The sequence below is a fragment of the Curtobacterium sp. DN_7.5 genome (assembly GCF_022655355.1).
Lineage (GTDB): Bacteria > Actinomycetota > Actinomycetes > Actinomycetales > Microbacteriaceae > Curtobacterium > Curtobacterium luteum.
Window position 1 is genome coordinate 2,638,642 of the sequence record NZ_CP093378.1, and the last position, 24,770, is coordinate 2,663,411.

General features: G+C 71.8%; 23 protein-coding genes. 13 read left to right on the forward strand and 10 right to left on the reverse strand.

Going from position 1 to position 24,770, the window contains the following annotated elements; translation table 11 throughout:
- Positions 1–20: 20 nt before the first annotated feature.
- Complete coding sequence (locus MON03_RS12180; protein ID WP_242088606.1) at positions 21–1,073, forward strand: GTP-binding protein; 1,053 nt, start codon at positions 21–23, stop codon at positions 1,071–1,073.
- 248 nt (positions 1,074–1,321) lie between these two features.
- Here MON03_RS12180 and MON03_RS12185 read toward each other — a convergent pair whose 3' ends face one another.
- Complete coding sequence (locus MON03_RS12185) at positions 1,322–2,836, reverse strand: MFS transporter (RefSeq protein WP_242088607.1); 1,515 nt, start codon at positions 2,834–2,836, stop codon at positions 1,322–1,324.
- A 206-nt stretch (positions 2,837–3,042) separates the two neighbouring features.
- Here MON03_RS12185 and MON03_RS12190 point away from each other — a divergent pair, with 206 nt between their 5' ends.
- Complete coding sequence (locus tag MON03_RS12190) at positions 3,043–3,567, forward strand: DinB family protein (protein ID WP_242088610.1); 525 nt, start codon at positions 3,043–3,045, stop codon at positions 3,565–3,567.
- Between the two features lie 189 nt (positions 3,568–3,756).
- Here MON03_RS12190 and MON03_RS12195 read toward each other — a convergent pair whose 3' ends face one another.
- Positions 3,757–4,725, reverse strand: a complete 969-nt coding sequence (locus tag MON03_RS12195; RefSeq protein WP_175328177.1) for a sugar-binding transcriptional regulator — start codon at positions 4,723–4,725, stop codon at positions 3,757–3,759.
- 203 nt (positions 4,726–4,928) lie between these two features.
- Here MON03_RS12195 and MON03_RS12200 point away from each other — a divergent pair, with 203 nt between their 5' ends.
- From MON03_RS12200 to MON03_RS12210, 3 genes are all read left to right on the forward strand, one after another.
- Positions 4,929–6,242 carry an RbtT/DalT/CsbX family MFS transporter gene (locus MON03_RS12200; RefSeq protein ID WP_242088612.1) on the forward strand — a complete coding sequence of 438 codons (1,314 nt, stop codon included), beginning with the start codon at positions 4,929–4,931 and terminating at the stop codon, positions 6,240–6,242.
- 71 nt (positions 6,243–6,313) lie between these two features.
- A complete protein-coding gene (locus MON03_RS12205) occupies positions 6,314–8,053 on the forward strand; it encodes a dihydroxyacetone kinase family protein (RefSeq protein WP_242088615.1) in 1,740 nt (579 codons plus the stop codon).
- Positions 8,050–8,544, forward strand: coding sequence for a ribose-5-phosphate isomerase (locus MON03_RS12210; protein WP_022903658.1), 495 nt, complete (start codon positions 8,050–8,052; stop codon positions 8,542–8,544). The genes MON03_RS12205 and MON03_RS12210 overlap by 4 nt, the downstream gene beginning before the upstream one ends.
- 220 nt (positions 8,545–8,764) lie before the next feature.
- Here MON03_RS12210 and MON03_RS12215 read toward each other — a convergent pair whose 3' ends face one another.
- Genes MON03_RS12215 through MON03_RS12230 form a run of 4 tightly spaced genes read right to left on the reverse strand, consistent with a single transcriptional unit; the run spans position 8,765 to position 13,109 of the window.
- On the reverse strand, positions 8,765–9,748 hold the full coding sequence (locus MON03_RS12215) for a D-ribose ABC transporter substrate-binding protein (RefSeq protein ID WP_175328174.1): 984 nt from the start codon (positions 9,746–9,748) through the stop codon (positions 8,765–8,767).
- A gap of 39 nt (positions 9,749–9,787) precedes the next feature.
- The gene (locus MON03_RS12220) at positions 9,788–10,906 is read right to left on the reverse strand and encodes an ABC transporter permease (protein ID WP_022903660.1); all 1,119 of its coding nucleotides are present in this window, start codon (positions 10,904–10,906) and stop codon (positions 9,788–9,790) included.
- Between the two features lie 20 nt (positions 10,907–10,926).
- Positions 10,927–12,456 carry a sugar ABC transporter ATP-binding protein gene (locus MON03_RS12225; RefSeq protein WP_242088618.1) on the reverse strand — a complete coding sequence of 510 codons (1,530 nt, stop codon included), beginning with the start codon at positions 12,454–12,456 and terminating at the stop codon, positions 10,927–10,929.
- Positions 12,453–13,109 (reverse strand): DUF2291 domain-containing protein, encoded by a 657-nt coding sequence (locus MON03_RS12230; RefSeq protein WP_022903662.1) that lies wholly within the window; start codon positions 13,107–13,109, stop codon positions 12,453–12,455. The genes MON03_RS12225 and MON03_RS12230 overlap by 4 nt, the downstream gene beginning before the upstream one ends.
- 347 nt (positions 13,110–13,456) lie before the next feature.
- Here MON03_RS12230 and MON03_RS12235 point away from each other — a divergent pair, with 347 nt between their 5' ends.
- The gene (locus MON03_RS12235) at positions 13,457–14,587 is read left to right on the forward strand and encodes a zinc-binding dehydrogenase (RefSeq protein ID WP_242088620.1); all 1,131 of its coding nucleotides are present in this window, start codon (positions 13,457–13,459) and stop codon (positions 14,585–14,587) included.
- 22 nt (positions 14,588–14,609) lie between these two features.
- Here MON03_RS12235 and MON03_RS12240 read toward each other — a convergent pair whose 3' ends face one another.
- Positions 14,610–16,091, reverse strand: coding sequence for an FGGY-family carbohydrate kinase (locus MON03_RS12240; RefSeq protein WP_175328171.1), 1,482 nt, complete (start codon positions 16,089–16,091; stop codon positions 14,610–14,612).
- Between the two features lie 170 nt (positions 16,092–16,261).
- Here MON03_RS12240 and MON03_RS12245 point away from each other — a divergent pair, with 170 nt between their 5' ends.
- The 3 genes from MON03_RS12245 to MON03_RS12255 are packed head-to-tail and all read left to right on the forward strand — an operon-like array spanning position 16,262 to position 19,150.
- Positions 16,262–17,326 (forward strand): LolA family protein, encoded by a 1,065-nt coding sequence (locus MON03_RS12245; protein WP_242088622.1) that lies wholly within the window; start codon positions 16,262–16,264, stop codon positions 17,324–17,326.
- Positions 17,323–18,279, forward strand: coding sequence for an ABC transporter ATP-binding protein (locus tag MON03_RS12250; protein ID WP_242088624.1), 957 nt, complete (start codon positions 17,323–17,325; stop codon positions 18,277–18,279). The genes MON03_RS12245 and MON03_RS12250 overlap by 4 nt, the downstream gene beginning before the upstream one ends.
- Entirely contained in the window at positions 18,266–19,150 is an 885-nt protein-coding gene (locus tag MON03_RS12255; protein WP_242088626.1) for an ABC transporter permease, read from the forward strand. The genes MON03_RS12250 and MON03_RS12255 overlap by 14 nt, the downstream gene beginning before the upstream one ends.
- Positions 19,151–19,178: 28 nt before the next feature.
- Here MON03_RS12255 and MON03_RS12260 read toward each other — a convergent pair whose 3' ends face one another.
- The 3 genes from MON03_RS12260 to MON03_RS12270 all read right to left on the reverse strand — a co-directional run bounded on the left by MON03_RS12260 (position 19,179) and on the right by MON03_RS12270 (position 21,426).
- Positions 19,179–20,207 (reverse strand): NADP-dependent oxidoreductase, encoded by a 1,029-nt coding sequence (locus tag MON03_RS12260; RefSeq protein ID WP_242088628.1) that lies wholly within the window; start codon positions 20,205–20,207, stop codon positions 19,179–19,181.
- A 144-nt stretch (positions 20,208–20,351) separates the two neighbouring features.
- A complete protein-coding gene (locus MON03_RS12265) occupies positions 20,352–21,263 on the reverse strand; it encodes a metallophosphoesterase (RefSeq protein ID WP_242088629.1) in 912 nt (303 codons plus the stop codon).
- 10 nt (positions 21,264–21,273) lie between these two features.
- The gene (locus MON03_RS12270) at positions 21,274–21,426 is read right to left on the reverse strand and encodes a hypothetical protein (protein WP_242088631.1); all 153 of its coding nucleotides are present in this window, start codon (positions 21,424–21,426) and stop codon (positions 21,274–21,276) included.
- Positions 21,427–21,483: 57 nt separating this feature from the next.
- Here MON03_RS12270 and MON03_RS12275 point away from each other — a divergent pair, with 57 nt between their 5' ends.
- The 4 genes from MON03_RS12275 (at position 21,484) to MON03_RS12290 (ending at position 24,749) form a co-directional block, all read left to right on the forward strand.
- Positions 21,484–22,329, forward strand: coding sequence for an amidohydrolase family protein (locus tag MON03_RS12275; protein ID WP_242088633.1), 846 nt, complete (start codon positions 21,484–21,486; stop codon positions 22,327–22,329).
- Positions 22,330–22,377: 48 nt separating this feature from the next.
- On the forward strand, positions 22,378–23,253 hold the full coding sequence (locus tag MON03_RS12280) for a fumarylacetoacetate hydrolase family protein (RefSeq protein ID WP_242088635.1): 876 nt from the start codon (positions 22,378–22,380) through the stop codon (positions 23,251–23,253).
- Positions 23,250–23,999, forward strand: coding sequence for an SDR family NAD(P)-dependent oxidoreductase (locus MON03_RS12285; protein WP_242088637.1), 750 nt, complete (start codon positions 23,250–23,252; stop codon positions 23,997–23,999). Before MON03_RS12280 ends, MON03_RS12285 begins: the two co-directional genes overlap by 4 nt.
- Before the next feature lie 72 nt (positions 24,000–24,071).
- On the forward strand, positions 24,072–24,749 hold the full coding sequence (locus MON03_RS12290; protein ID WP_242088639.1) for a FadR/GntR family transcriptional regulator: 678 nt from the start codon (positions 24,072–24,074) through the stop codon (positions 24,747–24,749).
- The last annotated feature ends 21 nt before the right edge of the window (positions 24,750–24,770 follow it).

Below are 24,770 nucleotides of genomic sequence, written 5' to 3' on the forward strand. Positions count from 1 at the left end.
TCTCATGTAGAGTACCGCACATGCGATCCGCCGCCATCACCCTCGTCTCCGCCCTGCACGACGCCGACGCCCACGGTCTCGCGGAACGGCTGCTCGGGAACGGCCCGTCACGCGACCACGCGATGCGGGTCCGCGGCAGTGCCGTCACCGTCGCCCGTGCCGTCGCCGAACGGGCGGACCGACTCGACCGCTCGTGCGGTCCCGAGGCCGACCACGGTCTGGTGGTCTCGCTCGCGGCCGGCACCGACGTCCGGGCGGTGGGCATGATGCTCGCGAACGCCGCCCGCTCCGAGACCGGTGACGACCGCGTCCTGCGTCACGTCGTGAGCGTCCTCCGCGCGGACGACGTCGCACACCTGCTCTGGAGCGACGTGGACGACGCGTTCGTCGCCGCCGAACGGATCAGCGCCCTCGTCGAGTACGCGACCGTCATCGTGCTGGACCGGATCGAGCCGCTGTCCGGTCGCCGCCGACGTGCGCTCGTGGCACTGCTGCACCGGATGGCGCCGCACGCGCTCGTGGTCAGCGGACGGTCGGTGCGCGGTCCCCTCGACCTCCCCGCGTCGAACGGCGGCGCGGCGCGGCTCCTGACGGGCGGCGCCGGGTGGATGCGGGCGCTCTCGAGCGGTGCCGACCTCGACTTCCCACCGCGCAGCGACCGGGACTCCCTCGTGACGCTGCGCTACCGCGAACCGCTGCCGTTCCACCCCGGACGGCTCGCGCGCGTCATCGAGCACGACCTCGCGGCGGGCGTGAACGGGCGGGTGCTGCGGTCGAAGGGATTCTTCCGGCTGGCGTCGCGGCCGGACCACGTCGGCGCGTGGTCGAGCTTCGGGGCGATGCTCGCGCTCGACCCCACCGCGAACCGGTCGTGGGACGCGGACGCACCCGTGGGGCAGGCGCTGTGGTTCGTCGGCGAGCGGCTCGACGTGCACGGGATCGAACGGGCGCTCGACTCGGCGCTCCTCACGGCCGAGGAGCTGCTGGCCGGCCCGGACGTGTGGCGCACGTGGGCCGATCCGTTCCCGGTGTGGCCGACGTTGGACCCGTCGCACGGGCGCCGGGGTGAGTGAGGCGGAGCGTACGCGGGCGGAGCGGGTCCGCGGCTGAGCGGGTCCGCGGTGGGTGCGGCTCGTCGCTCGCTGTCGGACGACGAGGCCGTCGTCGTCCGACAACGGCCTCGTCGCCGTGCCGCGTCCGCAACGGTTCGCGCGTGCAACGGACGACGGCGCTGTTGTCGTACGACGACGGCGCCGTCGTTCCGCAGCGGCAGCCGGCGGCCGACGCCGACCCGCGCGCCAGACGCCGGCACCGGAACGCGTCAGTGGGCGACCGACTCCGGCGTCCCCTGGGCCTCGCGGACGGCGTCGGCCGCGGCGAACGGCAGGTCCCCGAGGTCGAGGTTCGGGTTCGTGTCCTGCGTCAGCACGAGCTCGCGGGCCTCGGCCTCCGTCTCGACCGCGGGCATCGAGCCGGGCAACGGCCGCTGCGACGACTCCCGCATGCAGAACACCCCGACGGCCCCGAGCGCGCTCATGGCCATGAGGAAGTACGCCGGCGCGAGCTCGTCACCCGTCCACGTCAGCAGCGCCTGGACGATGAGCGGGGTCGTCCCACCGAACACGGCGATCGCGATGTTGTACGCGAAGCCCATCGCCCCGTAGCGGGTCGAGGTCGGGAACAGCGCCGGGAGCGACGCGGCCTGGTTCGACACCCAGAGCGCCGTCATCAGGGCGAGCAGGCCGAGCCCGAGCAGCGTCGACCACTGTGCCCCGTGCGCGATGAGCAGGAACGCCGGCACGACGAGCACCACGGTCGTCGCGGCGCCGATCCACATCACGACCCGGCGACCGAGGCGGTCCGACAGCCGACCGGTGAGCGGCAGCACCACCGCGAGGAGCACCAGCACGGGGATGGTCAGCAGCGTGCCGTCGAGCGCGGAGTAGCCGAGCGAGTCGGTGAGGTAGGTCGGCATGTACGAGGTCAGGGCGTACCCGACGGTGTTCGACGCTGCGACGAGCATCACGGCGATGAGGATCGGACGCCAGTGCTCGCGGACCATCGCGACGACACTGGTCGGGCGCTGGCCGGTGGCCTCGGAGCGTGCTTCCGCGGAGGCCTCCTGCGCGGCCTGGGTCGCCTGGAAGACCGGCGACTCCTCGATCCGGAGTCGGAAGTAGATCGCGACGACGCCGATCAGGCCCGCGAGCAGGAACGGCACCCGCCATCCCCACGCGGTCATGGTGGCATCGCCGAGCGTGAGCTGCAGCGCCGTGACCACCGCGGCGCCGAGCGCGAAGCCCATGTAGCTGCCGAAGTCGAGGATGCTCGCGAAGAACCCGCGACGGCGGTCGGGCGCGTACTCCGTCACGAACGTGGTCGCACCCGCGTACTCACCGCCCGTCGAGAAGCCCTGCAGGAGCTTGAGGACCACCAGCACCACCGGCGCGAGCGCACCGATCGTGGCGTAGGCGGGCAGCACGCCGATGAGGAAGGTCGACGACGCCATCAGCACCAGGGTCGTGGCGAGCACCCGCTGCCGTCCGAGCCGGTCCCCGAGCCGTCCGAACACGATGCCGCCGAGCGGACGCGCGATGTACGTCGCCGCGAACACGCCGAGGCTGAAGAGGACCTGCACCGCCGGCTCGGCCGTCGGAAGGAACACCTTCCCCATCGTGACGGCGAGGTACCCGTAGACCCCGACGTCGTACCACTCCATGGTGTTGCCGACGACCATGCCGCCGACCGCTCGGCGCATCATGCTCTTGTCGACGACGGTGACGTCGCTCACGCGGAGGCGTCGTCGCTGCTGGGTACTGCTGGGGTCGGATCCCATCGGTTCCTCTCTGGGGGACGGCTCGGCCGAGGTGATTCTGGTCGGACCGATCGGCCGGTCGGACAGCCGACGACGATACCGACCAACCGACATGTCATTGTGTGGGCATTCACAGGCAACGGCGTGTCCCCCGGACGGGGGTGGTGCCGCTTCCGCGCGGGCATGCGGGATCGCGGAACCTGAACGTCGACCGGTACCGTTCGGCCATGGCGATCGAACCCGAGACGAAGAACTGGACCTGGGTCATCGAGGCGACGTGCCCCGAGTGCGGCTTCGACGGACGGTCCGTGTCCGTGCGCGACGTCCCCGCGGTCATCGAGGAGAACACCGCCGCGTGGCCGGCGGTCCTCGAACGCGACGACGTCCGCGTGCGTCCCGACGACCACACGTGGTCCCCGCTCGAGTACGCCGCGCACGTCCGCGACGTGCACCGGAAGATGACGGAGCGGCTCGCGCTGATGCTCGAGCACGACGAGCCGACCTTCGCGAACTGGGACCAGGACGCCACCGCGGTCGAGGACGACTACGCCGGGCAGGACCCGGCGGTGGTCGGGCGCGAGCTGGTCGACGCCGGGCAGCGCGCCGCTCGCGCGTTCGCGGCGGTCGCCGACGCGGACCTCGGCCGGACGGGCCTCCGGTCCGACGGCAGCGTGTTCACGGTCGCGACGCTCGCGACGTACTACGCGCACGACCCGGTGCACCATCTCTGGGACGTGCGGCGCGCGCGGTAGGCGGGTCGTGCCTCCCGGCCTGGAGGCACGAGTCGCGTCACCGGCGACGGCCGCGTCGACCGGCCGGTCAGCACCCGGCACCAGTCGCCGGACGAGCGCGCCGGTCACGCGAGCGCGCCGGTCAGGCGAGCGCGCCGGTCAGGCGAGCGCGCCGGTCAGGCGAGCGCGCCGGTCAGGCGAGGGCGCCGGTCAGGCGAGGGCGTCGAGGAGGGCGCGCGCCGTCGGCGCGTCCGTCACGAGTTCGTTGACGAGGCGCCCGCGGACGGCACCGATGATGCTCGTGACCTTCGCCTCGCCGACCGCGACGCCGACGGCGTGCGGAACGGCCGCCAGCACCTCGCGCGAGGTCCGGACCATGCGATCGCTGCCGGGGAACTCGATCGCGGACCCGTCCGCGGCGAAGAAGTTCAGGCACACGTCACCCGCGGCGAGGTCGAACGCCGCGTCCTCGACGGGGATGCCCCTGGCGATCGCGTCCCGGGTGGCCGTCGGAGCGCCGATCCCGAGCACCGCACCCTTCGCACTCCCCCAGAGACCGACGACGTGCTGGAACGCCGGGTCCTCGTCGAGGGTGGCGCGCATCGCGGGTGACGGGATCGCCTGGGCGAACAGGAACGCGGGGATCGCCCCGGAGTGCTCGGCCGCGGTCCGCGTGATCTCGTTCGTCTGGAACCACGGCATCGGGTCCGCCTGACCTCCGACCGTGGGGACGAGCTGGACGCCGGACAGCCGTGGCATCCCCGCCTGGGCGACGTCGTACACGGTCCGCCCGGACGACATGAGCACGGCGTCCCCGGGAGCGAGCCCCATGCCCTCGAAGGCCGTGGCGATCGGTCCGGCGAGGTCGACGCCGAGTGTCGCGGGGTGCGTGACCGCGGCGAGGTGCACGGCCTGCAGCCCGAGCACGACCTGCAGGCGCTCCGCGAGGGCGACGGTCTCGTCCTGGAAGGGGTCGACGACCTCGATGCGGACGAGGCCCGCTCGGCGGGCCTCGGCGACGAGCCGACTGACGGTCGGGCGGGAGACCCCGAGCCGTGCCGCGATCTCGACCTGTGTGGCGTCCTCGAGGTAGTACATCCGCGCCGCCTGGTACACGGTGTCGAGTGGGAACCGCGAGCGCCCGGCCTCCGTCGGTGCGGCGGGGGTGTCGGAGGACATGTGGCATCGCCTTTCGGAGCGTCGCCGACACCGGTCGACGAGCGATCGGTTCGCGCGGACATCGCGATCGTATCCCCGCTGCGGTCGGTGACACCGGCGGAGCGCGGCGCGCCGTGCGAATTGGGGAAATTATGTTCTGAGCAAACGTTCCACGGGTGTAGGGTCGGATCCGATCGCAGACCACCAGGACACAGGAGTCGAGGATGTCGACGACGACACAGCGTGCGACGAGCGCGCGAGCAGCACGCCGGACCGAGGGGCGGTTGGACCGGATGGGGATCCCGAGGCCGCTCGCGCTCGGCTTCGTCGCGGTCCTCGTCTTCATGACGGGCAACGGCGTCGAGTCGAACTTCATCACGCCGCACATGGTGGCCGTGCTCGGCAGTCCCGAGACGACGGTCGCGACCATCGTGACGTTCTACAGCCTCGCGGCGCTCATCGGGTCCTACGTGTCCGGTGCCCTGTCCGACCTCGTCGGGCCGCGCCGCGTGATGGTGCTCGGGTTCGCCGTCTGGGTGGTCTTCGAGGTGCTGTTCCTCATCGCGCTCGCGATCGGGAGCGTCCCCTTCGCAGCGGTGGCGTACGCCCTCCGCGGGTTCGGCTACCCGCTGTTCGCGTTCGCGTTCCTCGTTTGGGTGAACATCACGACGCCCGTCGAGCGGAACGGCTCCGCGGTCGGCTGGTTCTACGTCGCGTTCACCGGCGGCCTCCCCACGCTCGGGTCGCTCTTCGCCATCGGCGCGATCCCGCTGTTCGGCGGTGGCACGGGCGGGGAGACCGGCGCGATGATCGCCTCCGTCGGGCTCGTCCTGATCGGCTTCCTCGTCATGCTGTTCGGCGTCCGGCTGCCGAACGGGTTCAGCCGGATCGCCCCGGAGGGCGAGAGTACCTGGCGTGTCCTGACGAGTGGCGTGCGCCTCACCGTCACCCGGCCGAAGGTCCTCATGGGCTTCCTCGTCCGTCTGATCAACACCGCCCCGGAGTTCGGGATGTTCGTCGTCCTGCCCGCCGTGATCGCCCAGGACCGCGGCTGGGGCCAGGGTCGCTGGCTCCTCATGACCGTCTGCGTCTACGCCACCAACATCCTCGTGAACGCCCTGTTCGGGTGGGTCGGCGACCGCATCGGCTGGCAGCGTACCGTCAAGTGGTTCGGCATCGTCGGCTCCGCGACGGGCCTCGTCGCGTGGTGGTACGTACCGCAGCTTGTGCCCGCCGGGTCGGACTGGGGCTACGTGCTCTCCGTCGTCGCCGGCTGCGTGTTCGGCTGCCTCCTCGCCGGGTTCGTGCCGATGGGCGCGATCATGCCCGCCCTCGCGCCGGACCACAAGGGCGCCGCGATGGCGATGTACACGACGGCGGCCGGCGGCGCCGCGTTCCTCGGCACCGGCGTCGTCGCGGCGGTGTTCGCACTCGGCGGCGGCGGCCAGGCGGTCACCTGGACCTTCGTCGGCCTCTACGCCTGCGCGTTCGTGATGGTCCACTTCCTGCGCGTCCCGCAGGGCGACCGGACGCACTGACCCCGGGCGGTGGCGGCCGTCCCGCCGCCGTCCGGTCCCTCATCCACCACCACCGACAGGACCCCACCACGATGACGACCATCCACGACGACCCCGAGGACTTCGCCGAGGACCAGCTGGCAGGCTGGACCGCGCTCTACGCCGACCGCGTGCGCGCGGTCCACGGCGGGGTCGTGACGCTCCCCACCGCCGACGCCGACCCGCAGGTCGCGGTCGTCGTCGGCGGCGGGTCCGGCCACTACCCGGCGTTCTGCGGCGTCGTCGGCCCGGGCTTCGCCACCGGCGCGGTCGTCGGCAACGTCTTCACGTCGCCCTCGACCGCACAGGTGTACGCGGTCGCGAAGGCCGCCGACCAGGGCCGGGGCGTCGTGCTCACGTTCGGGAACTACGCCGGTGACGTGATGAACTTCGGGATCGCGGCCGAGCGCCTCAACGCCGAGGGCATCCCGACGCGCGTCGTGGTCGTGACCGACGACGTCGCCAGCGCCGACGAACCGTCGCAGCGCCGCGGCATCGCAGGCGACTTCTCGGTCTTCAAGGCGATGGGGGCCGCCGCGGCGGCAGGAGCGTCGTTGGACGAGGTCGAGCGCGTCGGCAACGCCGCCAACGCCGCCACGCGGACCATCGGCGTCGCGTTCTCCGGCTGCACGATGCCGGGCGGTGGCGAACCGCTCTTCACGGTCCCCGAGGGCCACCTCGGGCTCGGACTCGGCATCCACGGCGAGCCGGGCATCGAGGACGTCCCCCTGCTGCCGGCGCGCGAGCTCGCAACGCTGCTCGTCGAGCGGCTGCTGACCGAGCGGCCCGGGTCCACGACCCGCGTCGCCCCGATCCTGAACGGGCTCGGCGACACCAAGTACGAGGAGCTCTTCCTGCTCTGGGGGCGGGTGCTCCCGCTGCTGACCGAGGCCGGCCTCGAGGTGGTCGAGCCCGAGGTCGGCGAGCTCGTCACCAGCCTCGACATGGGCGGCTGCTCGCTGACCCTGCAGTGGCTCGACGACGAACTCGAGCGGTACTGGCGCGCTGACGCGTACACGCCCGCGTACCGCAAGGTGGCGGCGCCGGTCGCGGCGCTCGTCGCCGCCGACGCGGTGGAGGACGCCGCGGCCGAGGCGACCGAGGTGCCGGACGCGACCACCGCCTCCCGGCAGGCCGCTGCGACGGCGCGCGCCGCGTTCGACGCGGTCGACGCGCTGCTCCGCGAGCACGAGGAGGAGCTCGGCCGCATCGACGCCGTCGCGGGCGACGGCGACCACGGCCGCGGCATGGTCAAGGGATCGGGGGCGGCCCGCCGGGCCGCCGAACGGCTCGACCGGGAGGCAGGGGTCGCCTTCGTCCTCGGACGCGCCGGTGACGCGTGGGCCGAGTTCGCGGGCGGCACCTCCGGTGTCCTCTGGGGCGCAGCGCTCGAGGCGTTCGGTCGGTCGCTGCGCGACGACCGCGACGAGTACCGCGCCGTCGACGTCGTCGATGCCGCGCAGGCCTTCGCCGACGCGATCGTGCACCTCGGCCGCGCCGCGCGTGGCGACAAGACGCTCCTCGACGCTCTCCTCCCCTTCGTCGACGCACTCCGCGAGGGCGTCGACGCCGGCCAGGACACCGCGACCGCGTGGCGTGCCGCCGCAGCGGTCGCCGTCGCCGAGGCAGCTGCCACCGCCGACCTGCGTCCCCGCGTCGGACGGGCGCGGCCGCTCGCGGAGAAGAGCATCGGTACGCCCGACGCCGGCGCGACGTCCATGGGCTTGATCCTCACCCGCGTCGGCGAGGTCCTCGCCGAGCGTGCAGACCGACAGGAAGGAACACACCCATGACCCACCGGATCGTGATCGGCTCGGACGATGCCGGGTACGACTACAAGGAGATCATCAAGCGCGACCTGCTCGCCGACGACCGTGTGGCGTCCGTCGAGGACGTCGGCGTCGACGCGGACGGGCACACCGCGTACCCGCACGTGGCCGTGGACGCGGCGAGGATGGTCGCGGACGGCCGTGCGGACCGGGCGGTCCTGGTGTGCGGCACCGGGCTCGGGGTCGCGATCAGCGCGAACAAGGTGCCGGGGATCCGTGCGGTGACGGCGCACGACTCGTTCAGCGTCGAGCGCTCGGTGCTCTCCAACGACGCGCAGGTGCTGTGTCTGGGCCAGCGCGTGATCGGCGTCGAGCTCGCCCGACGCCTCGTCCGGGAGTGGCTCGGCTACGAGTTCGACCCGGCCTCGGCGAGCGCGGAGAAGGTGGCCGCGATCTGCGGGTACGACGGCTCGTCGCCCTCGGGCATCGACGCGGGGGCGCCCGCCGCCGACTGAGACCGACCACGGGATGACCGACCGACCAGGACCGGCCGCAGCGACAGGGATCGCTGCGGCCGGTCCTTCGTGGTGCCCGCGGTGGGCGGACCGCCCGTCGCGTGCCGTCCGTCGCGGGCCGTGCTCCCGCTGACGGCCCCGTCCCCGGCACGCGCGCGTCGGCCCCGGGCCTGCACCGATGGGTGCAGGCCCGGGGCCGACGTCCGAGGTCAGGGACGTGTCACTCGGAGAGGGTGAACGGCGAGGTCACCTTGTCCGCGTTCTCCTTGGTGATGAGCACACAGTCGAACGCCTGCTTCTCCTGCGCCGCGCCGGTCTTTCCCGTGCGGAGGTACTCGTCGGCCTCCTGCACGGCCTTCTTGGCGAACGTCGCAACCGGCTGGAGCACGGTGTACTGCAGCTCGCCCGCCTTCACGGCGTCGACCGCGTCCGGCGAACCGTCGAAGCCGCCGACCTTGACCTGGTCGAGCTTCCCGGACTCCTTGAGGGCGGCGATCGCACCGAGCGCCATCTCGTCGTTGCCGGAGATGATGCCCTTGATGTCGGGGTCGGCCTGGAGGATCGACTGGGTCTTGTCGTGGCCCTGCGTCCGGTCCCAGTTCGCGACCTGCTTGGCGACCTCCTTGAGGTCCGGGTACTGGCTGAGGACGGTCTTGTAGCCGTTCGACCGGGTCTGGGCGTTGTTGTCGGACGGGGCGCCGAACAGTTCCGCGTAGTTGCCGGAGTCACCGACCGACTTCACCCACTGCTGCGCGCCGATCGCCGCACCCTGCGCGTTGTTCGACACGAGCTGGGCCTTCGCGAGTCCGGCCTGGTTGATCTCCGCGTTCACGAGGAACACCGGGATGCCGGCGGCGTCCGCCTTCTTCACGGCGCCGATCGACCCGCTCGCGTTGGCCGGGTCGAGGATGATGGCGACCGACTTGTTCGTGATGGCGGTGTCGACGAGGTTGCTCTCGGTGTTGGTGTCACCCTTCGACGCCGAGACGTTCGACTTGTAGCCGAGCGACTTCGCCTCGGCCGACGCGACGTCGCCCTCCGTCTTCCAGTACGGGTTCGACGGATCGTTCACGATGATCGAGATGAGGCCGCCCTTCTTGGACGAGCCGTCGCCGCCGGACGCGGCACCGCCGGCGGAGCAGCCCGTCAGGACCAGGCTCAGTCCGACTCCCGCTGCGAGCACCGTTGCGAGCTTGCGGTTCATGGTGGGTTTCCTTTCGCTGTGGACCGTGTGACGGGAGGGTCAGACGGCTGTCTTCTCGCCGACGACCGCCGGGGGCTGGGTGTCGGTGGGAGAGGTCTGTCGGGGGCCCGCTGCACCGCCGGCACGTGCCGGACGACGCTTGTACTGGACCGCGTTGAGGAGGACGGCGAACACGATGACGGCGCCGGTGAAGACGGTCTGCCAGTAGGCGGAGACGCCGATGATGACGAGTCCGTCGGACAGGAAGCCGATGACGAACGCACCGAGCAGCGTGCCGCGGACGTTGCCGACACCGCCGGACAGCGCCGCGCCGCCGATGACGACCGCTGCGATCGCGGTCAGTTCGTACGAGCTGCCGGCCGTGGGGCTGGCGCTCGTGAGCTCGGACGACAGGATGAGGCCGGCGATCGCGGCGCACAGGCCCGAGAGGACGTACACGCGGATCTTCACGCGCTTCACCGGCACACCGGACAGCTCCGCGGCGCGCTCGTTGCCACCCGAGGCGTACAGCCAGCGGCCGAAGACGGTGCGGTTGAGGAGCAGCGATCCGACCACGGCGGCGACGATCATCACGATCACACCGATCGGGAGCCCGAGCAGCCGGTTGAAGCCGAGCCAGTCGAACCCGGTGTTGCCGAGCGCGGCGTTCCCCTCGAGGTTGTTGTAGGTCAGCCCGTTCGTCATCAGCAGGCCGATGCCGCGGACGACGTACAGCATGCCGAGGGTCGCCACGAACGGTGCGACCTTGAACCGTGCGACGAGCACGCCGTTGACGAGGCCGATGAGCGCTCCGGAGGCGCACGCGAGCACGACCACGACCCAGACCTTCGGGTAGAGCGTGACCCCGCCGATGGCCACCCCCTTCATGAGGAACCCGGCGATCACGCCCGAGAACCCCAGGGTCGATCCGACGGACAGGTCGATGCCGCCGTTGAGGATGACCAGGAGCATGCCCAGCGCGAGGATGGCGTACACGGCGACGTGCGACGACATCGTGAGGAGGTTGCTCACCGTGAAGTAGTTCGGCGACAGGATCGAGAAGACGACGATGATGACGACGAGCGCGAAGTAGGCCCGTCCCTGCAGCAGCAGACGTCCTACGCTGAACCCGTCGGGGAAGAGGGCGGGGCGCCGCTGACCGGCGGTCGTGGTGGTCATGGTTGTTCCGTTCCTGGCGGTCATGCGACCACGGCTTCGCCCGAGGCGGCCATGATCGCTTCCTTGGTCACGTCCGAACCGAACTCGGCGGCGATGCGCCCGCGGCTCATGACGACGATGCGGTGGGCGATGCTCAGGCACTCGCCCACCTCTGAGGTGGTGTAGACGACGGCGAGGCCCTGTCGGGCGCGCTCGGCGAGCAGCCGGAAGACCTCGGCCTTGGCACCGATGTCGATGCCCCGGCTCGGTTCGTCGAGCAGGATGACGTCCGGGTCGGTCGCGAGCATCTTGCCGATGACGACCTTCTGCTGGTTCCCGCCGCTGAGCGAGCCGATCATGGCGCCGCCCCCGGCCGTCTTCACGTGGACGGTCTGGATCGAGTCGGTGACCAGGTCGACCTCGCGGCGACCGGACAGGAAGAGACCGCGCACGAACGCGCCGATGGACGCCAGGGACATGTTCGACCCGACGGTCATCGTCTGCACGAGGCCATCCCGCTGCCGGTCCTCCGGCACGAGACCGAGCCCGGCGTCGATCCGCTCGGCGATGGACAGCCCGGCGAGGTCGCGGTCGCCCTTGCGGATCGCACCGCCGTCGACGGGCGTGCGTCCGGCGACGGCCTCGAGCAGCTCGGTCCGACCAGCACCCATGAGGCCGTAGATGCAGACGATCTCACCCTTCCGGACCGACAGCGACACGTGGTCGACGACGTTCCGCCCCGGGACGTCCGGGTCGGCGACCACGACGTCCTCGATCGCGAGCGCGGGTGCGCCGAACTCGTACCCGGTGGGGGGCGAACCGAGGTCGAACCCCTCGCCGACCATCGCGCGGACGACCCATTCGAGGTCGATGTCCGCGCGCCGGGCCGTCGCGGTGACCGACCCGTCCCGGAGCACCACGGCGTGGTCGGTGATCTCGAGGGCCTCCTCGAGGTGGTGCGAGATGTAGACGATCGACACCCCACGGGCCTTGAGGTCGCGGACGACCGTGAAGAGCACCTCGACCTCGGACGCCGAGAGCGCGCTCGTCGGCTCGTCCATGATGAGGATCCGCGCATCGACCGAGAGTGCCCGGGCGATCTCGACGAGCTGCTGCTGCCCGAGGCGCAGGTCGGACACCAGGGCGAGCGGGTCGATGTCCTCGCCCAGCTCCGCGAGCACCGCCGCGGCCTGTCGGGCCTCCTCGGCGTAGTCGACCCCGGTGGGCCCACGCAGCTCACGCCCCATGAAGATGTTGTCGCGGACCGTGAGGTTCGGCGCCAGGCTCAGCTCCTGGTGGATGATCGAGATGCCGTGCTCGCGGGCGTCCACGGTGTCCGCGAACGACACCGGCTCGCCGCGCAGCGTGAGCGTGCCGGAGGTGGGCTGCTCGACGCCGGACAGGATCTTCATGAGCGTCGACTTGCCCGCGCCGTTCTCCCCGAACAGCGTGGTGACCTGCCCGCGGTGCACCGCGAACGCCACCCCCTTGAGCGCCCGGGTCGCACCGTACGTCTTCACGATGTCGGTCGCCTCGAGGACGACCGTGCCGATCGCGTCGTCGCCGCTCATCCGTTCACCTCCAGTGCGGACGGCGTCACGAGCCAGCCCTTCGGGTTGATCAGCTGGAACGCGCCGGTGACGGTGACCTTCTTGCCCTGCAGCGAACCGGTGTCGACCTCGGCGAGCACCTGCTTCTTCAGCTGGTCGTTGAGTGCCGCGCCCGCGTTCTGGTAGTCGATCTGGTTGGTGAACTGGCCGAACTCGATCGTCCCCGGAGCGTCGCGGAGGTCGGTGCCGTTGATGGCGGGCCCGGTCTGGATGCGGACCAGCAGCCCGCTCGGGAGACCGGACACCGTGACCGGGTAGATGCCGTCCTGCGGGGCGCCGACAGTGCCGGTGAAGGTGGTCGCGAACTCCGGCCCGGTGCCGGCGTCGACGCCGTACTTCTTCGCCGCGGCGGCGGGGTCGGCGATGATCGCCGGCGCGAGCTCGGTCGCGGGCACCGCGCGCTTCGCGATCGCCGCCTGGACCTTCGGGAAGTTGGTCTTCCCCCATGTCGATGCGGAGAAGGCGGCAGGACCGGCACCAACCGTCGAGCCCTTGCCGACCACCTTGACCGACAGCGCCATGGCGACGACGACGACCAGGACGGCCGCGACGAGGACGACCCGTTTGACGGCCCGACGGTTCCGCACGGTCGGGACCGCGCCGGTGGCGGTCATCGGACGCCCCCGCTGCGGACGGCTCGGGCCGTTCGGCAGCCCGGGAGGCTGGTGGCAGCCCGCGTCGCGTCGGGACGCCGGGTCCTGTGGTCGGCTCGCGTCATCGCGTGCTCCTCGTGGTTCGCTCCGTTGCGTCGGTCCGTCGGGAGGCGGACCGGCACCACTCAGCGTGGTGCAAGGCAGAAATTATGTGCGTGACGAAATTTCTGCAAGTGGACGCGCCGAAATCGTTGCGTTCGGACACGGTGACCCGTCGGCAGAAATCTTGTTCTTGACTTTTGTTCCGTGTCGCGTAGTGTCGCCCTCGCCGCGATGACGCGGCGAGACCACGACCCCTGGAGATCCTCATGTCCACGACGACCGAGACCCCCACGAGCAGCGGCTCCGCGATCATCCCGGCGACCATGCGCGCCGTCGTGGTCCACGGCCCCGGTGACTACCGGCTCGAGGAGCGCCCCGTCCCGACGCCCGGACCCGGCGAACTGCTCCTCCGTACCGACGCGGTCGGGATCTGTGCGTCGGACCTGAAGTGCTACCACGGCGCAGCGAAGTTCTGGGGTGACGAGAACCGACCGGCGTGGGCCGAGACCGACCGGATCCCCGGGCACGAGTTCGTCGGCACGATCGTCGCCGGTGACGAGGACGCCCTCGCCAAGCGCAAGGTGTCGCTCGGTGACCGCATCGCCTGTGAGCAGATCGTGCCGTGCTGGGAGTGCCGCTACTGCCTCGAGGGCATCTACTGGATGTGCAACGTCCACGACATGTTCGGCTTCAAGGGCTACGACGGCGCGATGGCCGAGTACGTCCTCGTCCCGACCAAGGCCCTCACGCACCCGGTGTCGAGCGACCTGCCCGGCCAGGTCGCCGCGTTCGCCGAGCCGCTGTCCTGCGCCTTCCACGCGGTCGAGCGAGGCGACATCAAGTTCGGTGACACGGTCGTCATCGCCGGCGCGGGCCCGATCGGCCTCTCCGCGATCGCCGGCACCCGCCAGAAGAACCCCCTCCGGATCATCGCCCTCGACGTGGTGCCGGAGAAGCTCGAGCTCGCCCGCAAGGTCGGCGCGGACATCGTGATCAACATCGCCGAGGAGGACGCCGTCGCCCGCGTCAAGGAACTCACCGACGGGTACGGCGCCGACGTCTACATCGAGGCGACCGGACACCCGTCGGCGGTGCCGCAGGGCCTCAACCTCCTCCGCAAGCTCGGCACGTTCGTCGAGTACTCGGTCTTCAAGGACAACGTGTCCGTGGACTGGTCGATCATCTCGGACGACAAGGAGCTCGACGTCCGCGGGGCGCACCTCGGGCCGCACACCTGGCCGGCAGCGATCAAGCTCCTGGAGTCGGAGACCCTGCCGATGTCGGAGATCTGCACGCACCAGTTCGCGCTGGAGGACTTCCAGCAGGCGCTCGACCTGGTCGGCGACTCGGCCGGTGCGAGCGTCAAGGTCTCGATCATCCCGTCCCGGCGCTCCTGAGCGTCGCCGGTGGACGGCTCCGTCAGCGGTGCGGAGCCGTCCGCCGGGCCAGTCGGTGCACGATCGCGGCCGTGGCATCGTAGAGGTCGCGGAAGTCGCGGTACCCGGCCTCGTAGCCGCGGTGCGCCTCCGGGTCTGGGTGGATGACCCGGTCGGCCGGGTTCCACGTCGCGATGTCGACGTCGGCGACGAGCCCCGCCGCGAGGAACGCCGATCCGAAGCACGCCCCCACCGTCACGCTCGGGACGGTCTGCGGCAGTCCGGTGACGTCGGACACGATGGTCGGCCAGAGCGACCCACGGAGGCCGCCGCCCGCTCCCACGAGCTCCCGGACCTCGACGCCGGCCGCCGCGAGTGTCTCGAGGTTGTGACGGACCGCGTACGCCGTCGCCTCGAGCGCTGCCCGGTAGAGGTCGCCCCGGGTGTGTCGGACCGTCAGCCCGGCCACCACGCCGCGCGCGTGCGGATCCGCGATCGGTGTCCGCTCCCCCGCGAAGTAGGGCAGCATGAGCAGTCCGTTCGCGCCCGGGCCCGAGGCCTCGGCCTCCTCGAGCATCGTCGACCAGTCGCCGTGGAAGAGCCGTCGCAGCCACTCGGTGATCGCCCCGGAGGTCGCCGTGCCACCCGCCACGCAGGCCTGTCCCGGTCGGGTCCCGACCGTCGTCCACATCCCCGGCACCGCGATCGCTCCGGTCGTCGGCGCGATCATGAACATCGTCGTCCCGTACTGCAGGAACATGCGCCCCGGCACGGCCTCGCCGACGCTCACGCCCTCGGCCCAGGCGTCGATCGCGCCGGCGGTCACCGGGATGCCGACCGGGAGGCCCGTGGCCGCTGCCGCCGCTGCGGTCACCGCCCCCGCCCGCTCGCCCGACCACACCAACCGCGGCATGAGCAGACCCGGCGCGAGCGCGTCGCACCACTCGGGGATCCAGCGGTGCTCGTGCACGTCGTAGAGCGGGGTCGTCTGGCTCGCCGAGTGGTGGTCGAGGACGTACTCGCCGGTCAGCAGCCCGACGACCCGGGACGACGGCATCGTGAACCGCGCCGCCCGCGCCCAGGTGTCCGGCTCGTTCCGTGCGAGCCAGGCGAGCTTCACGCCCGCTGCCTGCGTGGTCAGCGCGCTGCCGCAGCGGGCCCGGACCGGATCGAGGCCACCGAGCTCGGCCGTCACCTCGTCGAGCATGTCCGCCGTACGGGTGTCCACGCCGTAGAGCACGGCAGGTCGCAACGGTCGGTCGTCGGCGTCGGTCAGCAGCACGCAGGGTCCGATCCCGCTGACCCCGACGGCCGCGACGTCGGCGTCCGGTACGGAGCGCAGCAGCTCGCGGGTGAGCTCGGCGAACTCGGCCCACCACGAGTCGCCGTCCATCTCGACGAGCCCTTGCTCCGGCCGGTCGACGTCGTGCTGTCGGCTCGACTCGGCGAGGACGGTCCCGTCGAGCCGGGCGAGCAGCGCCTTGGTGCTCGACGTGCCGATGTCCACTCCGAGCACCGCCCGCATGCCGTCTCCTTCGAGGTCGCGCGCGGACCGCGTCCGCGCTCCGAGTCTAGGGAGGTCGGCGATGCCCAGCGTTCTGTCGGTTGCCGGACGTACGGTGCCCCCGTCCCGCACGCACCATCCAGCTCGTACCGCCGAGCACGCACCGCTCACACCTCTCAGGAGGGATCCCGATGAAGAAGTCAGCCTGGTTGCCCGCCGTCATCGCACCGGTCGTCGTCGCCGGCGCCGTCGCGGCGCCGATGATCGCGAACGCGGCGTCCACGCCGATCGCCGGGTCCGACCCGAGCGCCGCGGACGTGATCGCGAGCGTCGCGCAGTCGTCCGACGCGCAGTACTCCGGCAAGGTCGAGCAGACGAGCGACCTCGGCTTGCCCGAGCTCCCGTCCGGTTCCGGTGGTTCGTCGTTGCAGGGTGACGCGTCGGATGCGCTCAGCATGCTCACGATGTCGCACACCGCTCGGCTCTACGTCGACGGAGCCGACAAGCAGCGCGTGCAGGTCACGACGCAGCTGGCCGAGCAGGACCTCGTGCGCAACGGCTCGGACGTCTGGACGTGGGACTCGAAGCAGCGCGAGGCGACGCACGTGACCTTGCCCGCGAAGGCGTCGACGCAGCAGGACGGCACCGCGACACCGGCCGACCTCGCCCGGCGTGCCATCGACGCGATCACCCCGAGCACGACGGTGTCCAAGCCGACGAGCACCTCGGTCGCCGGGCACGACGCCTGGTCGATCACCCTCTCGCCGAAGTCGTCCGACACCCTCGTCGGGTCGGTTCAGCTCGCGGTCGACCAGCAGACCGGACTCCCGCTGCGGGTCACCGTCGCCGCGAAGGGGCAGTCGACGCCCGCGTTCCAGGTCGGCTTCACGAGCCTCGACTACGGCGCTCCGGCCGCCCGCCTGTTCGACTTCACGCCGCCGAGCGGTGCCGAGGTGCAGACGAAGGACCTGTCCGGAACGGCACGTGGCGACGGCGACCACCGCGGACACGACGGCGCCGGTGCGGGTGTCGTGACGACGGGTTCCGGGTGGGACACCGTCGCCGAGCTCCCCGCGGGCACGGCGGACACGTCCTCGCTCGGTGCTGACGCGGACGGGCTGCTCGACCAGCTCACCCGCCCGGTCGACGGCGGTCGCGCGGTGCAGACGTCCCTGGTGTCGGTGTACCTGACCGCCGACGGACGGGTGCTCGCCGGGGCCGTGCCGGTCTCCGCCCTCGTGGCCGCGGCCAAGTGACGGACGCTGCTGCTCCGGACGGGTACGCGATCCGCACCGATGGCCTGCGGAAGGTGTTCCGGAAGCAGCACGCGGTGAAGGGGATCGACCTCGAGGTCCCCCGCGGCTCGGTGTACGGGTTCCTCGGCCCGAACGGCTCGGGCAAGACGACGACGATCCGGATGCTGCTCGGGCTCTCCAGCGCGACCAGCGGCACGATCGAGCTCCTCGGTCGCCGGATGCCGGACGCCCTGCACGATGTCCTGCCCAGGGTCGGCGCCCTCGTCGAGGGGCCCGCGTCGTACCCGTACCTGTCCGGCCGCGCGAACCTCGCGCGGTTCGACGCCGCCGACCCCTCGACGGACCCACGCACCCGGAAGGCCCGCGTGTCCGCGGCGCTCGACCGGGTCGGGTTGTCCCACGCGGCCGACAAGAAGGCGCACGCGTACTCGCTCGGCATGAAGCAGCGCCTCGGCCTAGCGAACGCCCTGCTCAGCCCGCGCGACCTGCTCGTGCTCGACGAGCCGACGAACGGCCTCGACCCGCAGGGCACGCGCGAGGTCCGGAACCTCATCCGCTCCCTCGCCGACGACGGGACGACGGTCTTCGTTTCGAGCCACCTGCTCGCTGAGATCGAACAGGTGTGCACGCACGCCGGGGTCATGCGCGCCGGGGAGCTCGTCGCGCAGGGGTCCCTCGACGAGCTGCGCTCGGCCGGCGTCCGCACGCTGACGGTCCGGACGCCCGACGTCGGCCAGGCCGGCTCCGTCCTCACCCGGCTCGGCCTGACACCGCGCCACGAGGGCGGCGCGGACGTCCTCGTGGCGGAGCTGCCCTCGGCCGTGCTCGCCGAGGACGTCACCGCGGAGCTCGTCCGGGCCGACGTCCGCGTCCGCGGCATCACCGTCGGCGGCGGCACCCTCGAGGACCGCTTCGTCGCGCTCACCGGGGAGGGCTTCGATGTCGCTGCCTGACGTCTCGTCCGGCCCGGACGTCGAGCGGGCGGGCACCGGCCGTTCAGCGGCCACCCGTCGTCGCCCGTTCGCCCTGCTCGGCTCCGAACTCGGACTGCTGTTCCGCCGCCGTCGCACCTGGGCGATGCTCGGCGCGCTCGCGCTCGTCCCGATCCTCATCGCGATCGCCGTCCGGGCCACGACGGGCCCTGACCGCGGCGGGCCGGCGTTCCTCGGTGACATCACGAACAACGGCCTCTTCGTGGCGTTCACCGCGCTGACCGTCTCGATCCCCCTGTTCTTGCCGCTGACGATCGGGGTGGTGTCGGGCGACACGGTCGCCGGCGAGGCGAGCCACGGGACGATCCGCTACCTGCTCGTCGCTCCGACCGGCCGCCTGCGGTTCGTCCTCGTGAAGTACGTCGGCACGGTGGCGTTCGCCCTCGCCGCGACGCTCCTCATCGTCCTCGTCGGAGCGGCGATCGGGGCGCTGCTGTTCCCGATCGGCCCGGTGACCCTGCTGTCGGGCACCCAGGTCGGCGGGTGGTCGTACGCGGGCCGGGCGCTGTTGCTCGCGCTGTACGTCGCGATGTCGATGCTCGGGCTGTCGGCGATCGGGCTGTTCACCTCGACGCTGACGAACGTCCCGGTCGGGGCGATGGCCGCGACGGTCGTGCTCGCCGGGGCGTCTCAGGTGCTCGACCAGCTCCCGCAGCTCGACTGGCTGCACCCGTACCTGTTCTCGCACCAGTGGCTCGGCTTCGGCGACCTGCTGCGGGACCCGATCTCGTTCGACTCGTTCGGCGCGAACGCGCTGCTGCAGCTCGGGTACGTCGTCGTGTTCGGCGCGCTGGCGTACAGCCGGTTCGCGACGAAGGACGTGCTCAGCTAGTCGCCGAGCACGTCCTCCGCGAAGGGGTTCAGCCGGCGTCGGCGGTCTGGGGCCGGCGGACCGGATCGCGCAGGTCACGGTTCTTCTCGGACCGGTACCAGTCCATCCGCGCACCCGTCTCGACGGTCTGCATCCCGATGACGACCTTGCCCCGGGACTGCATCTGCGCGAGGTCCTCGTACGCGTCCACGATGTACTCGAACGGGTAGAAGCCGGAGATGAGCACCTGCACCCGACGGTCCTGTACGGCCTTCGTGAGCATTGTGAGCAGTTCGCGGGCCTCGTCGTCCTCGGCGGGGGCGCGGAGGAACCGGAGTTCGACGTCGCGACGTTCTTCCGACGACACGAACCGCTCGGCGGGAATGCCCAGGCGTTCGGAGAGGTGCTCGGCATCGGACTCGCCGTGGTTGTCGATGAACGCGGTGATCTCCCGACCGTCCGCGATCTCGCGGATGCGCTGTTCCTCGCCCTCGCCGTACACGACCGGCAGCGTGCCGATCTGGCGGAGGTAGTCGTGGTTCCGGGCGCTGCCGAGGGCGATCACCGTGGCTCCCGCGTCGTGGGCGAGCTGGCACTGGATGTGCCCGACCCCGCCCGCTGCGGCGCTGATCACCACCGTGTCCTGCGGGCCGAGCCGCAGTCCGCGCACGATCGTCGCCGCGGTGCAGCCAGCGAGGTAGAGCCCTCCGGCGACCTCCCACCCGACGAGCTCCGGCTTCTTGATCACCGCACCGCGAGGGACCCTGACCCAGTTCGCGTGCGCGCCGCCGGTCGGGGCGTGGCCGAGGACCTCGTCGCCCACGCGGAGGTCCTTGACGCCCTCACCCCGGGCACGGACGATGCCAGCGAAGTCGACGCCCTGGTGGGCGGGGAAGTCGAGGTCGATGAACTCACGCAACTTGCCTTCACGGAGGAACCGCTCGATGTGGTTCAGCCCGGCGGCCACCACCTCGACGACGATCTCGCCGGGACCGGCGTCCGGTCGTTCCTGCGGGACCAGTTGGACCACGTCGAACCCGCCGTAGCGGTCGTACTGCACTGCGTTGCCGTGTCGCATGGCGCGCTCCTTCGAAGACGTTCTGCCTCTCGTCTACTCGTGCGGGCCGGGTGGTGTCCGCACGACTGGGGGACTTCCCACCCGCGGACGGGAGGCGCGTGGCGGCGCCGCCACGCGCCTCCCGTCAGGTCCGGGACGCACCGGTCAACCGGCCGCGTCGATGATCCGCGTCACTGTGTCGGCACCGAGGTGGAACGCGAGCGGATCGGTGTCCGGCCGCGGGACCCGCACCGGCGACGACCACACCGACCCGTCCGCCGCGAGGTCGACCACGAGGTACCCCGCATCGATGTGCGCCGACTCCTCGTCGTACGCACCGACCACGTCGGTGTCGTTCGCCACCCCCGGGGCCACGAGCACCGGTACCCCGGCGATGGAGCCGGCCGAATGGTGGTGGTGGTGGCCGCCGAGGACCAAGCGGACGTCCGTCCCGCGGATCGCGTCCGCGAACGCCTCGGCGTTCCGGAGCCGCAGGGCCTCGTGCAGTGCGGTCGGGGCCGGCAGCGGCGGGTGGTGCAGCACGACCACGGAGCCGCCGTCCGACGGCTCCCCGTCGGACAGGGCACGCCGCAGCCGGTCGAGGGCCTCGTCCGCGATCAGCCCGTACCCGGAGCCGGGGACGCTCGTGTCGACCGTCACGACCCGACGCCCGGCGACGACGGACTGCCCGGACACCGGGACCGAGGGCGGGAGGTACTCGAGGGTGTGCGCGAGTGGACGACCGCCCTCGCCGAGGACGTGCCCGTTCGCGAGCACCTGCCGGAAGCCTTCCCGCAGGTCGTGGTTGCCCGGGACGGTGACGAGCGCGGCAGCGTGCCGCTCGGCCCACCCGCCGACGCGCTCGCGCAGGCGCGTGTACGAGGCCGGGGTGCCGTCCTCGGAGACGTCGCCCGACACCACGACGAGCCCGACGTCCGGCACGCCCTCGGCGGACGCGAGCACGGCGTCGAGGGCCGCGGTCGTGTCGGTCGAGCCCTGGTGGAGGGCGCCGTCACCGGTGAGGTGGGTGTCGGACAGGTGGAGGATGCGGAGCGATCCGGGCGCGAGCGGCTGCATGGCGGTCACGCTAGTCGGCGGGTCGATCACCCTGCTGGGCGTTCGGCACGACGCCGGAGACGCCCGTGGTCCGCGTCACGGTGCGGCCCGGCCCCGGAGGACCGCCGCGTGCTGGGGTCGTTGCGTCGGCGACCTCCGCGGGACGGTTGATGACGTTCGACATCGTCGCGATCCACACACCGGCGGGGCAGACATCCGACATCTGAGGCAGGATGGGCCCGTGATCATCGACGCTCACCACCACCTCTGGGACCCCGCCGACCGGCCGTACCCGTGGATGGCGGACGACGGGGTCGCCGCCCTCCGCCGACGGTTCGACGTGGACGACCTGCGCACCGCGACGGCGGACTCCGACGTCACCGCGACCATCGTCGTGCAGGCGGCGCACGACCCGGGCGAGACGGCCTTCCTCCTCGCGCAGCCCGCGCCCGTCACCGGGGTCGTCGGTTGGGTGGACCTGACGACACCGGACGTCGCCGACCGGCTCGCCGCCCTCGTCGACGACGGGCGAGCGGGCCCGGCGCTCGTCGGCATCCGCCACCAGGCACACGACGAGCCCGACCCGGGATGGCTCGCCCGACCCGATGTCGTGCGGGGCGTCCGCGCGGTCGCGGCAGCAGGCCTCGCGTTCGACATGCTCGTCCGCGCCCGGGAGCACACTGCGGCACTCGCCCTGGTGGACGCCGTACCCGAAGCCCGGTTCGTCCTCGACCACGCCGGCAAGCCCGACATCGCAGCCAGTGACGCCGGGTGGCAGCAGCGGATGGCGGACTACGCCGCCAGACCGAACGTCGTGTGCAAGCTCTCCGGTCTGCTCACCGAGGCAGGACCCGACTGGCGTGAGCGTCCGGTCGCCCGGTACGCCCGCGAGGTCGTCGAGGTCTTCGGCCCCGACCGGACGGCGTTCGGATCGGACTGGCCGGTGTCCACGCTCGCAGCCCGGTACTCGGCGGTGCTCGGGACGACCCGGGACGCGCTCGCCGACCTGACGGACGACGAGCGCGACGCCGTGTTCCGACGGACGGCCGAGGCGACGTACCTGGCACCTCGGGGCATACAGACATAGGATGTCTGTGTGGCGCAGCGTAGCGCCGTTCGACGAGAGCGAGGAACGATGCAGTTCGCACGACTTGGCCCAGCCGGTTCGGAGATCCCGGTCGTCATCGACCCCGACGGCACCGTGGTCGATCTCCGCCCCCTCACCTCGGACATCTCGGGGGCGTTCCTCGCATCGGAGCCCGGCCCCGACGAGCTGGTCCGCCGAGCCAGGGCAGCCGGCGACCTCCCGACGATCCCCTCGGACGACGCCGCTGCCCTCCGCCGAGGTGCTCCTGTCGCCCGCCCGGGGAAGGTCGTCTGCATCGGTCTGAACTACCGCGACCACGCGGCCGAGACGGGCGCCGAGATCCCGACCGAGCCGATCGTGTTCATGAAGGACCCGTCGACCGTGGTCGGACCGGACGACGAGGTCCTGGTCCCCCGTGGCAGCACGAAGACCGACTGGGAGGTCGAGCTCGCCGTCGTGATCGGCCGGACCGCGCGGTACTGCGCGTCGGCGGACGAAGCCGCCGCGTGCATCGCCGGCTACACGATCGCCCACGACGTCTCGGAGCGCGAGTTCCAGCTCGAACGCGGCGGGCAGTGGGACAAGGGCAAGTCGTGCGAGACCTTCAACCCGCTCGGCCCGTGGCTCGTCACGCCCGCCGGGCTCGCGGACGCAGGCCTCGACCCCGAAGGCCTCGGTCTGCGACTCTCCGTCAACGGCGAGGTCCGGCAGGACGGCACCACCGCGGACATGATCTTCCGCCCGACCGAGGTCGTGCGGTACCTGTCGCAGTTCATGGTGCTGCACGCCGGGGACGTCATCAACACCGGCACCCCGGCGGGCGTCGCGCTCGGCAGCGGGGCGCCCTACCTCCGGGCCGGCGACGTCGTCGAGCTCAGCGCGGACGGCCTCGGGACCCAGCGGCAGACGGTCGGTGCCGCATGAGCGCCACGGCGAGCCACGAGGGCATCCGGGCGATCGTCACGGGTGGCGCGTCGGGCATCGGTGCCGCGATCGCCGAGGCCCTGCGGGAGCGCGGCGCGACCGTCGCCGTGCTCGACCTGCAGGCGGACGGTTCCGACCTGTCCTTCCCGTGCGACGTGTCGTCGGACGAGAGCGTCCGGGCCGCGGTCGCCGCCGCCGCGGAACGGCTCGGCGGGCTCGAGGTCGTCGTCAACAACGCGGGCATCGGCGCACAGGGCACGGTCGAGGACAACCCGGACGACGAGTGGCGTCGCGTGTACGAGGTGAACGTGCTCGGCGCCGTGCGGGTGTCCCGTGCAGCACTCCCCCACCTCCGGGCGTCCGGGAGCGCGAGCATCGTGAACACCTGCTCGATCGCCGCCACGGCCGGCCTGCCGCAGCGAGCGCTCTACTCCGCGACCAAGGGCGCCATCGCCGCGCTCACCCGCGCGATGGCTGCCGACCACCTGCGCGAGGGCATCCGCGTCAACGCCGTCAACCCCGGCACCGCGGACACCCCGTGGGTCGGGCGCCTGCTGGCGTCGGCCCCGGACCCCGACGCAGAGCGGGTCGCACTGGAGGCCCGGCAACCGCACGGTCGACTCGTCGCACCGGAGGAGGTCGCCGAGGCGGTCTGCTACCTCACCAGCCCGTCGGCCCGGTCGACCACCGGCGTCGACCTCGCGGTCGACGGCGGGATGCAGGCGTTGCGGCTGCGCCCCGCGTGACCGGCCGGGAGGCGCGGCTATCGTCGTCCTGTCGGGTCGCGTCCGCGACCCGGTCGAGCAGGAGGTGGTGACGTGGCGTCGCTGACCGACGATGCGATCGCACGCATCCAGCAGATGATCGTGAGCGGCGAGCTCCAACCGGGCCAACGCCTCCCGCCGGAGAAGGAACTCAGCGAGTCACTGGGCCTCTCACGGAACAGCCTCCGCGAGGCCGTGAAGGCACTCGAACTCATCCGCGTGCTCGACGTCCGACGTGGCGACGGCACCTACGTCACCTCACTCGAACCGACCGTGCTGCTGGAGGCGGTCTCGTTCGTCGTCGACATGCACCACGACCGCTCCCTCGTGGACCTGCTCGAGGTCCGGCGCATCCTCGAGCCCGCCTCCGCCGTGCTCGCCACCGCCCGGGCGTCCGAGCAGCAGATCGACGAGCTCGCGACGCTGATGGAGGCCGTCGACGACTCGACCGGCGTCGAGGACCTCGTGTCCCACGACCTGCTCTTCCACTCCACGATCGCCACCATCGGCGGGAACCAGTACCTGTCCGGGCTGCTGGACGCCCTGTCGAGCAAGACCGTCCGGGTGCGGGTCTGGCGTGGTCTCACCCAGAACGGTTCCGTGCAGCGCACCCTCGACGAGCACGCCGCGATCGTCGACGCGATCCGCCGCCGGGACCCGCAGCTCGTGCAGTCGCTCGTCGTCGCCCACGTCGAGGGCGTGGAGCGGTGGCTGCGCCGCTCGCTCGAATGACCGAGACGACCGGGCTGCCGC

Excerpts from the sequence above, each read along its gene's own strand:
- MON03_RS12180 (WP_242088606.1), top strand. The coding sequence starts at position 21 with ATGCGATCCGCCGCCATCACCCTCGTCTCCGCCCTGCACGACGCCGAC.
- MON03_RS12185 (WP_242088607.1), bottom strand. The coding sequence starts at position 2,836 with ATGGGATCCGACCCCAGCAGTACCCAGCAGCGACGACGCCTCCGCGTG.
- MON03_RS12190 (WP_242088610.1), top strand. The coding sequence starts at position 3,043 with ATGGCGATCGAACCCGAGACGAAGAACTGGACCTGGGTCATCGAGGCG.
- MON03_RS12195 (WP_175328177.1), bottom strand. The coding sequence starts at position 4,725 with ATGTCCTCCGACACCCCCGCCGCACCGACGGAGGCCGGGCGCTCGCGG.
- MON03_RS12200 (WP_242088612.1), top strand. The coding sequence starts at position 4,929 with ATGTCGACGACGACACAGCGTGCGACGAGCGCGCGAGCAGCACGCCGG.
- MON03_RS12205 (WP_242088615.1), top strand. The coding sequence starts at position 6,314 with ATGACGACCATCCACGACGACCCCGAGGACTTCGCCGAGGACCAGCTG.
- MON03_RS12210 (WP_022903658.1), top strand. The coding sequence starts at position 8,050 with ATGACCCACCGGATCGTGATCGGCTCGGACGATGCCGGGTACGACTAC.
- MON03_RS12215 (WP_175328174.1), bottom strand. The coding sequence starts at position 9,748 with ATGAACCGCAAGCTCGCAACGGTGCTCGCAGCGGGAGTCGGACTGAGC.
- MON03_RS12220 (WP_022903660.1), bottom strand. The coding sequence starts at position 10,906 with ATGACCACCACGACCGCCGGTCAGCGGCGCCCCGCCCTCTTCCCCGAC.
- MON03_RS12225 (WP_242088618.1), bottom strand. The coding sequence starts at position 12,456 with ATGAGCGGCGACGACGCGATCGGCACGGTCGTCCTCGAGGCGACCGAC.
- MON03_RS12230 (WP_022903662.1), bottom strand. The coding sequence starts at position 13,109 with ATGACCGCCACCGGCGCGGTCCCGACCGTGCGGAACCGTCGGGCCGTC.
- MON03_RS12235 (WP_242088620.1), top strand. The coding sequence starts at position 13,457 with ATGTCCACGACGACCGAGACCCCCACGAGCAGCGGCTCCGCGATCATC.
- MON03_RS12240 (WP_175328171.1), bottom strand. The coding sequence starts at position 16,091 with ATGCGGGCGGTGCTCGGAGTGGACATCGGCACGTCGAGCACCAAGGCG.
- MON03_RS12245 (WP_242088622.1), top strand. The coding sequence starts at position 16,262 with ATGAAGAAGTCAGCCTGGTTGCCCGCCGTCATCGCACCGGTCGTCGTC.
- MON03_RS12255 (WP_242088626.1), top strand. The coding sequence starts at position 18,266 with ATGTCGCTGCCTGACGTCTCGTCCGGCCCGGACGTCGAGCGGGCGGGC.
- MON03_RS12260 (WP_242088628.1), bottom strand. The coding sequence starts at position 20,207 with ATGCGACACGGCAACGCAGTGCAGTACGACCGCTACGGCGGGTTCGAC.
- MON03_RS12265 (WP_242088629.1), bottom strand. The coding sequence starts at position 21,263 with ATGCAGCCGCTCGCGCCCGGATCGCTCCGCATCCTCCACCTGTCCGAC.
- MON03_RS12270 (WP_242088631.1), bottom strand. The coding sequence starts at position 21,426 with ATGTCGAACGTCATCAACCGTCCCGCGGAGGTCGCCGACGCAACGACC.
- MON03_RS12280 (WP_242088635.1), top strand. The coding sequence starts at position 22,378 with ATGCAGTTCGCACGACTTGGCCCAGCCGGTTCGGAGATCCCGGTCGTC.
- MON03_RS12285 (WP_242088637.1), top strand. The coding sequence starts at position 23,250 with ATGAGCGCCACGGCGAGCCACGAGGGCATCCGGGCGATCGTCACGGGT.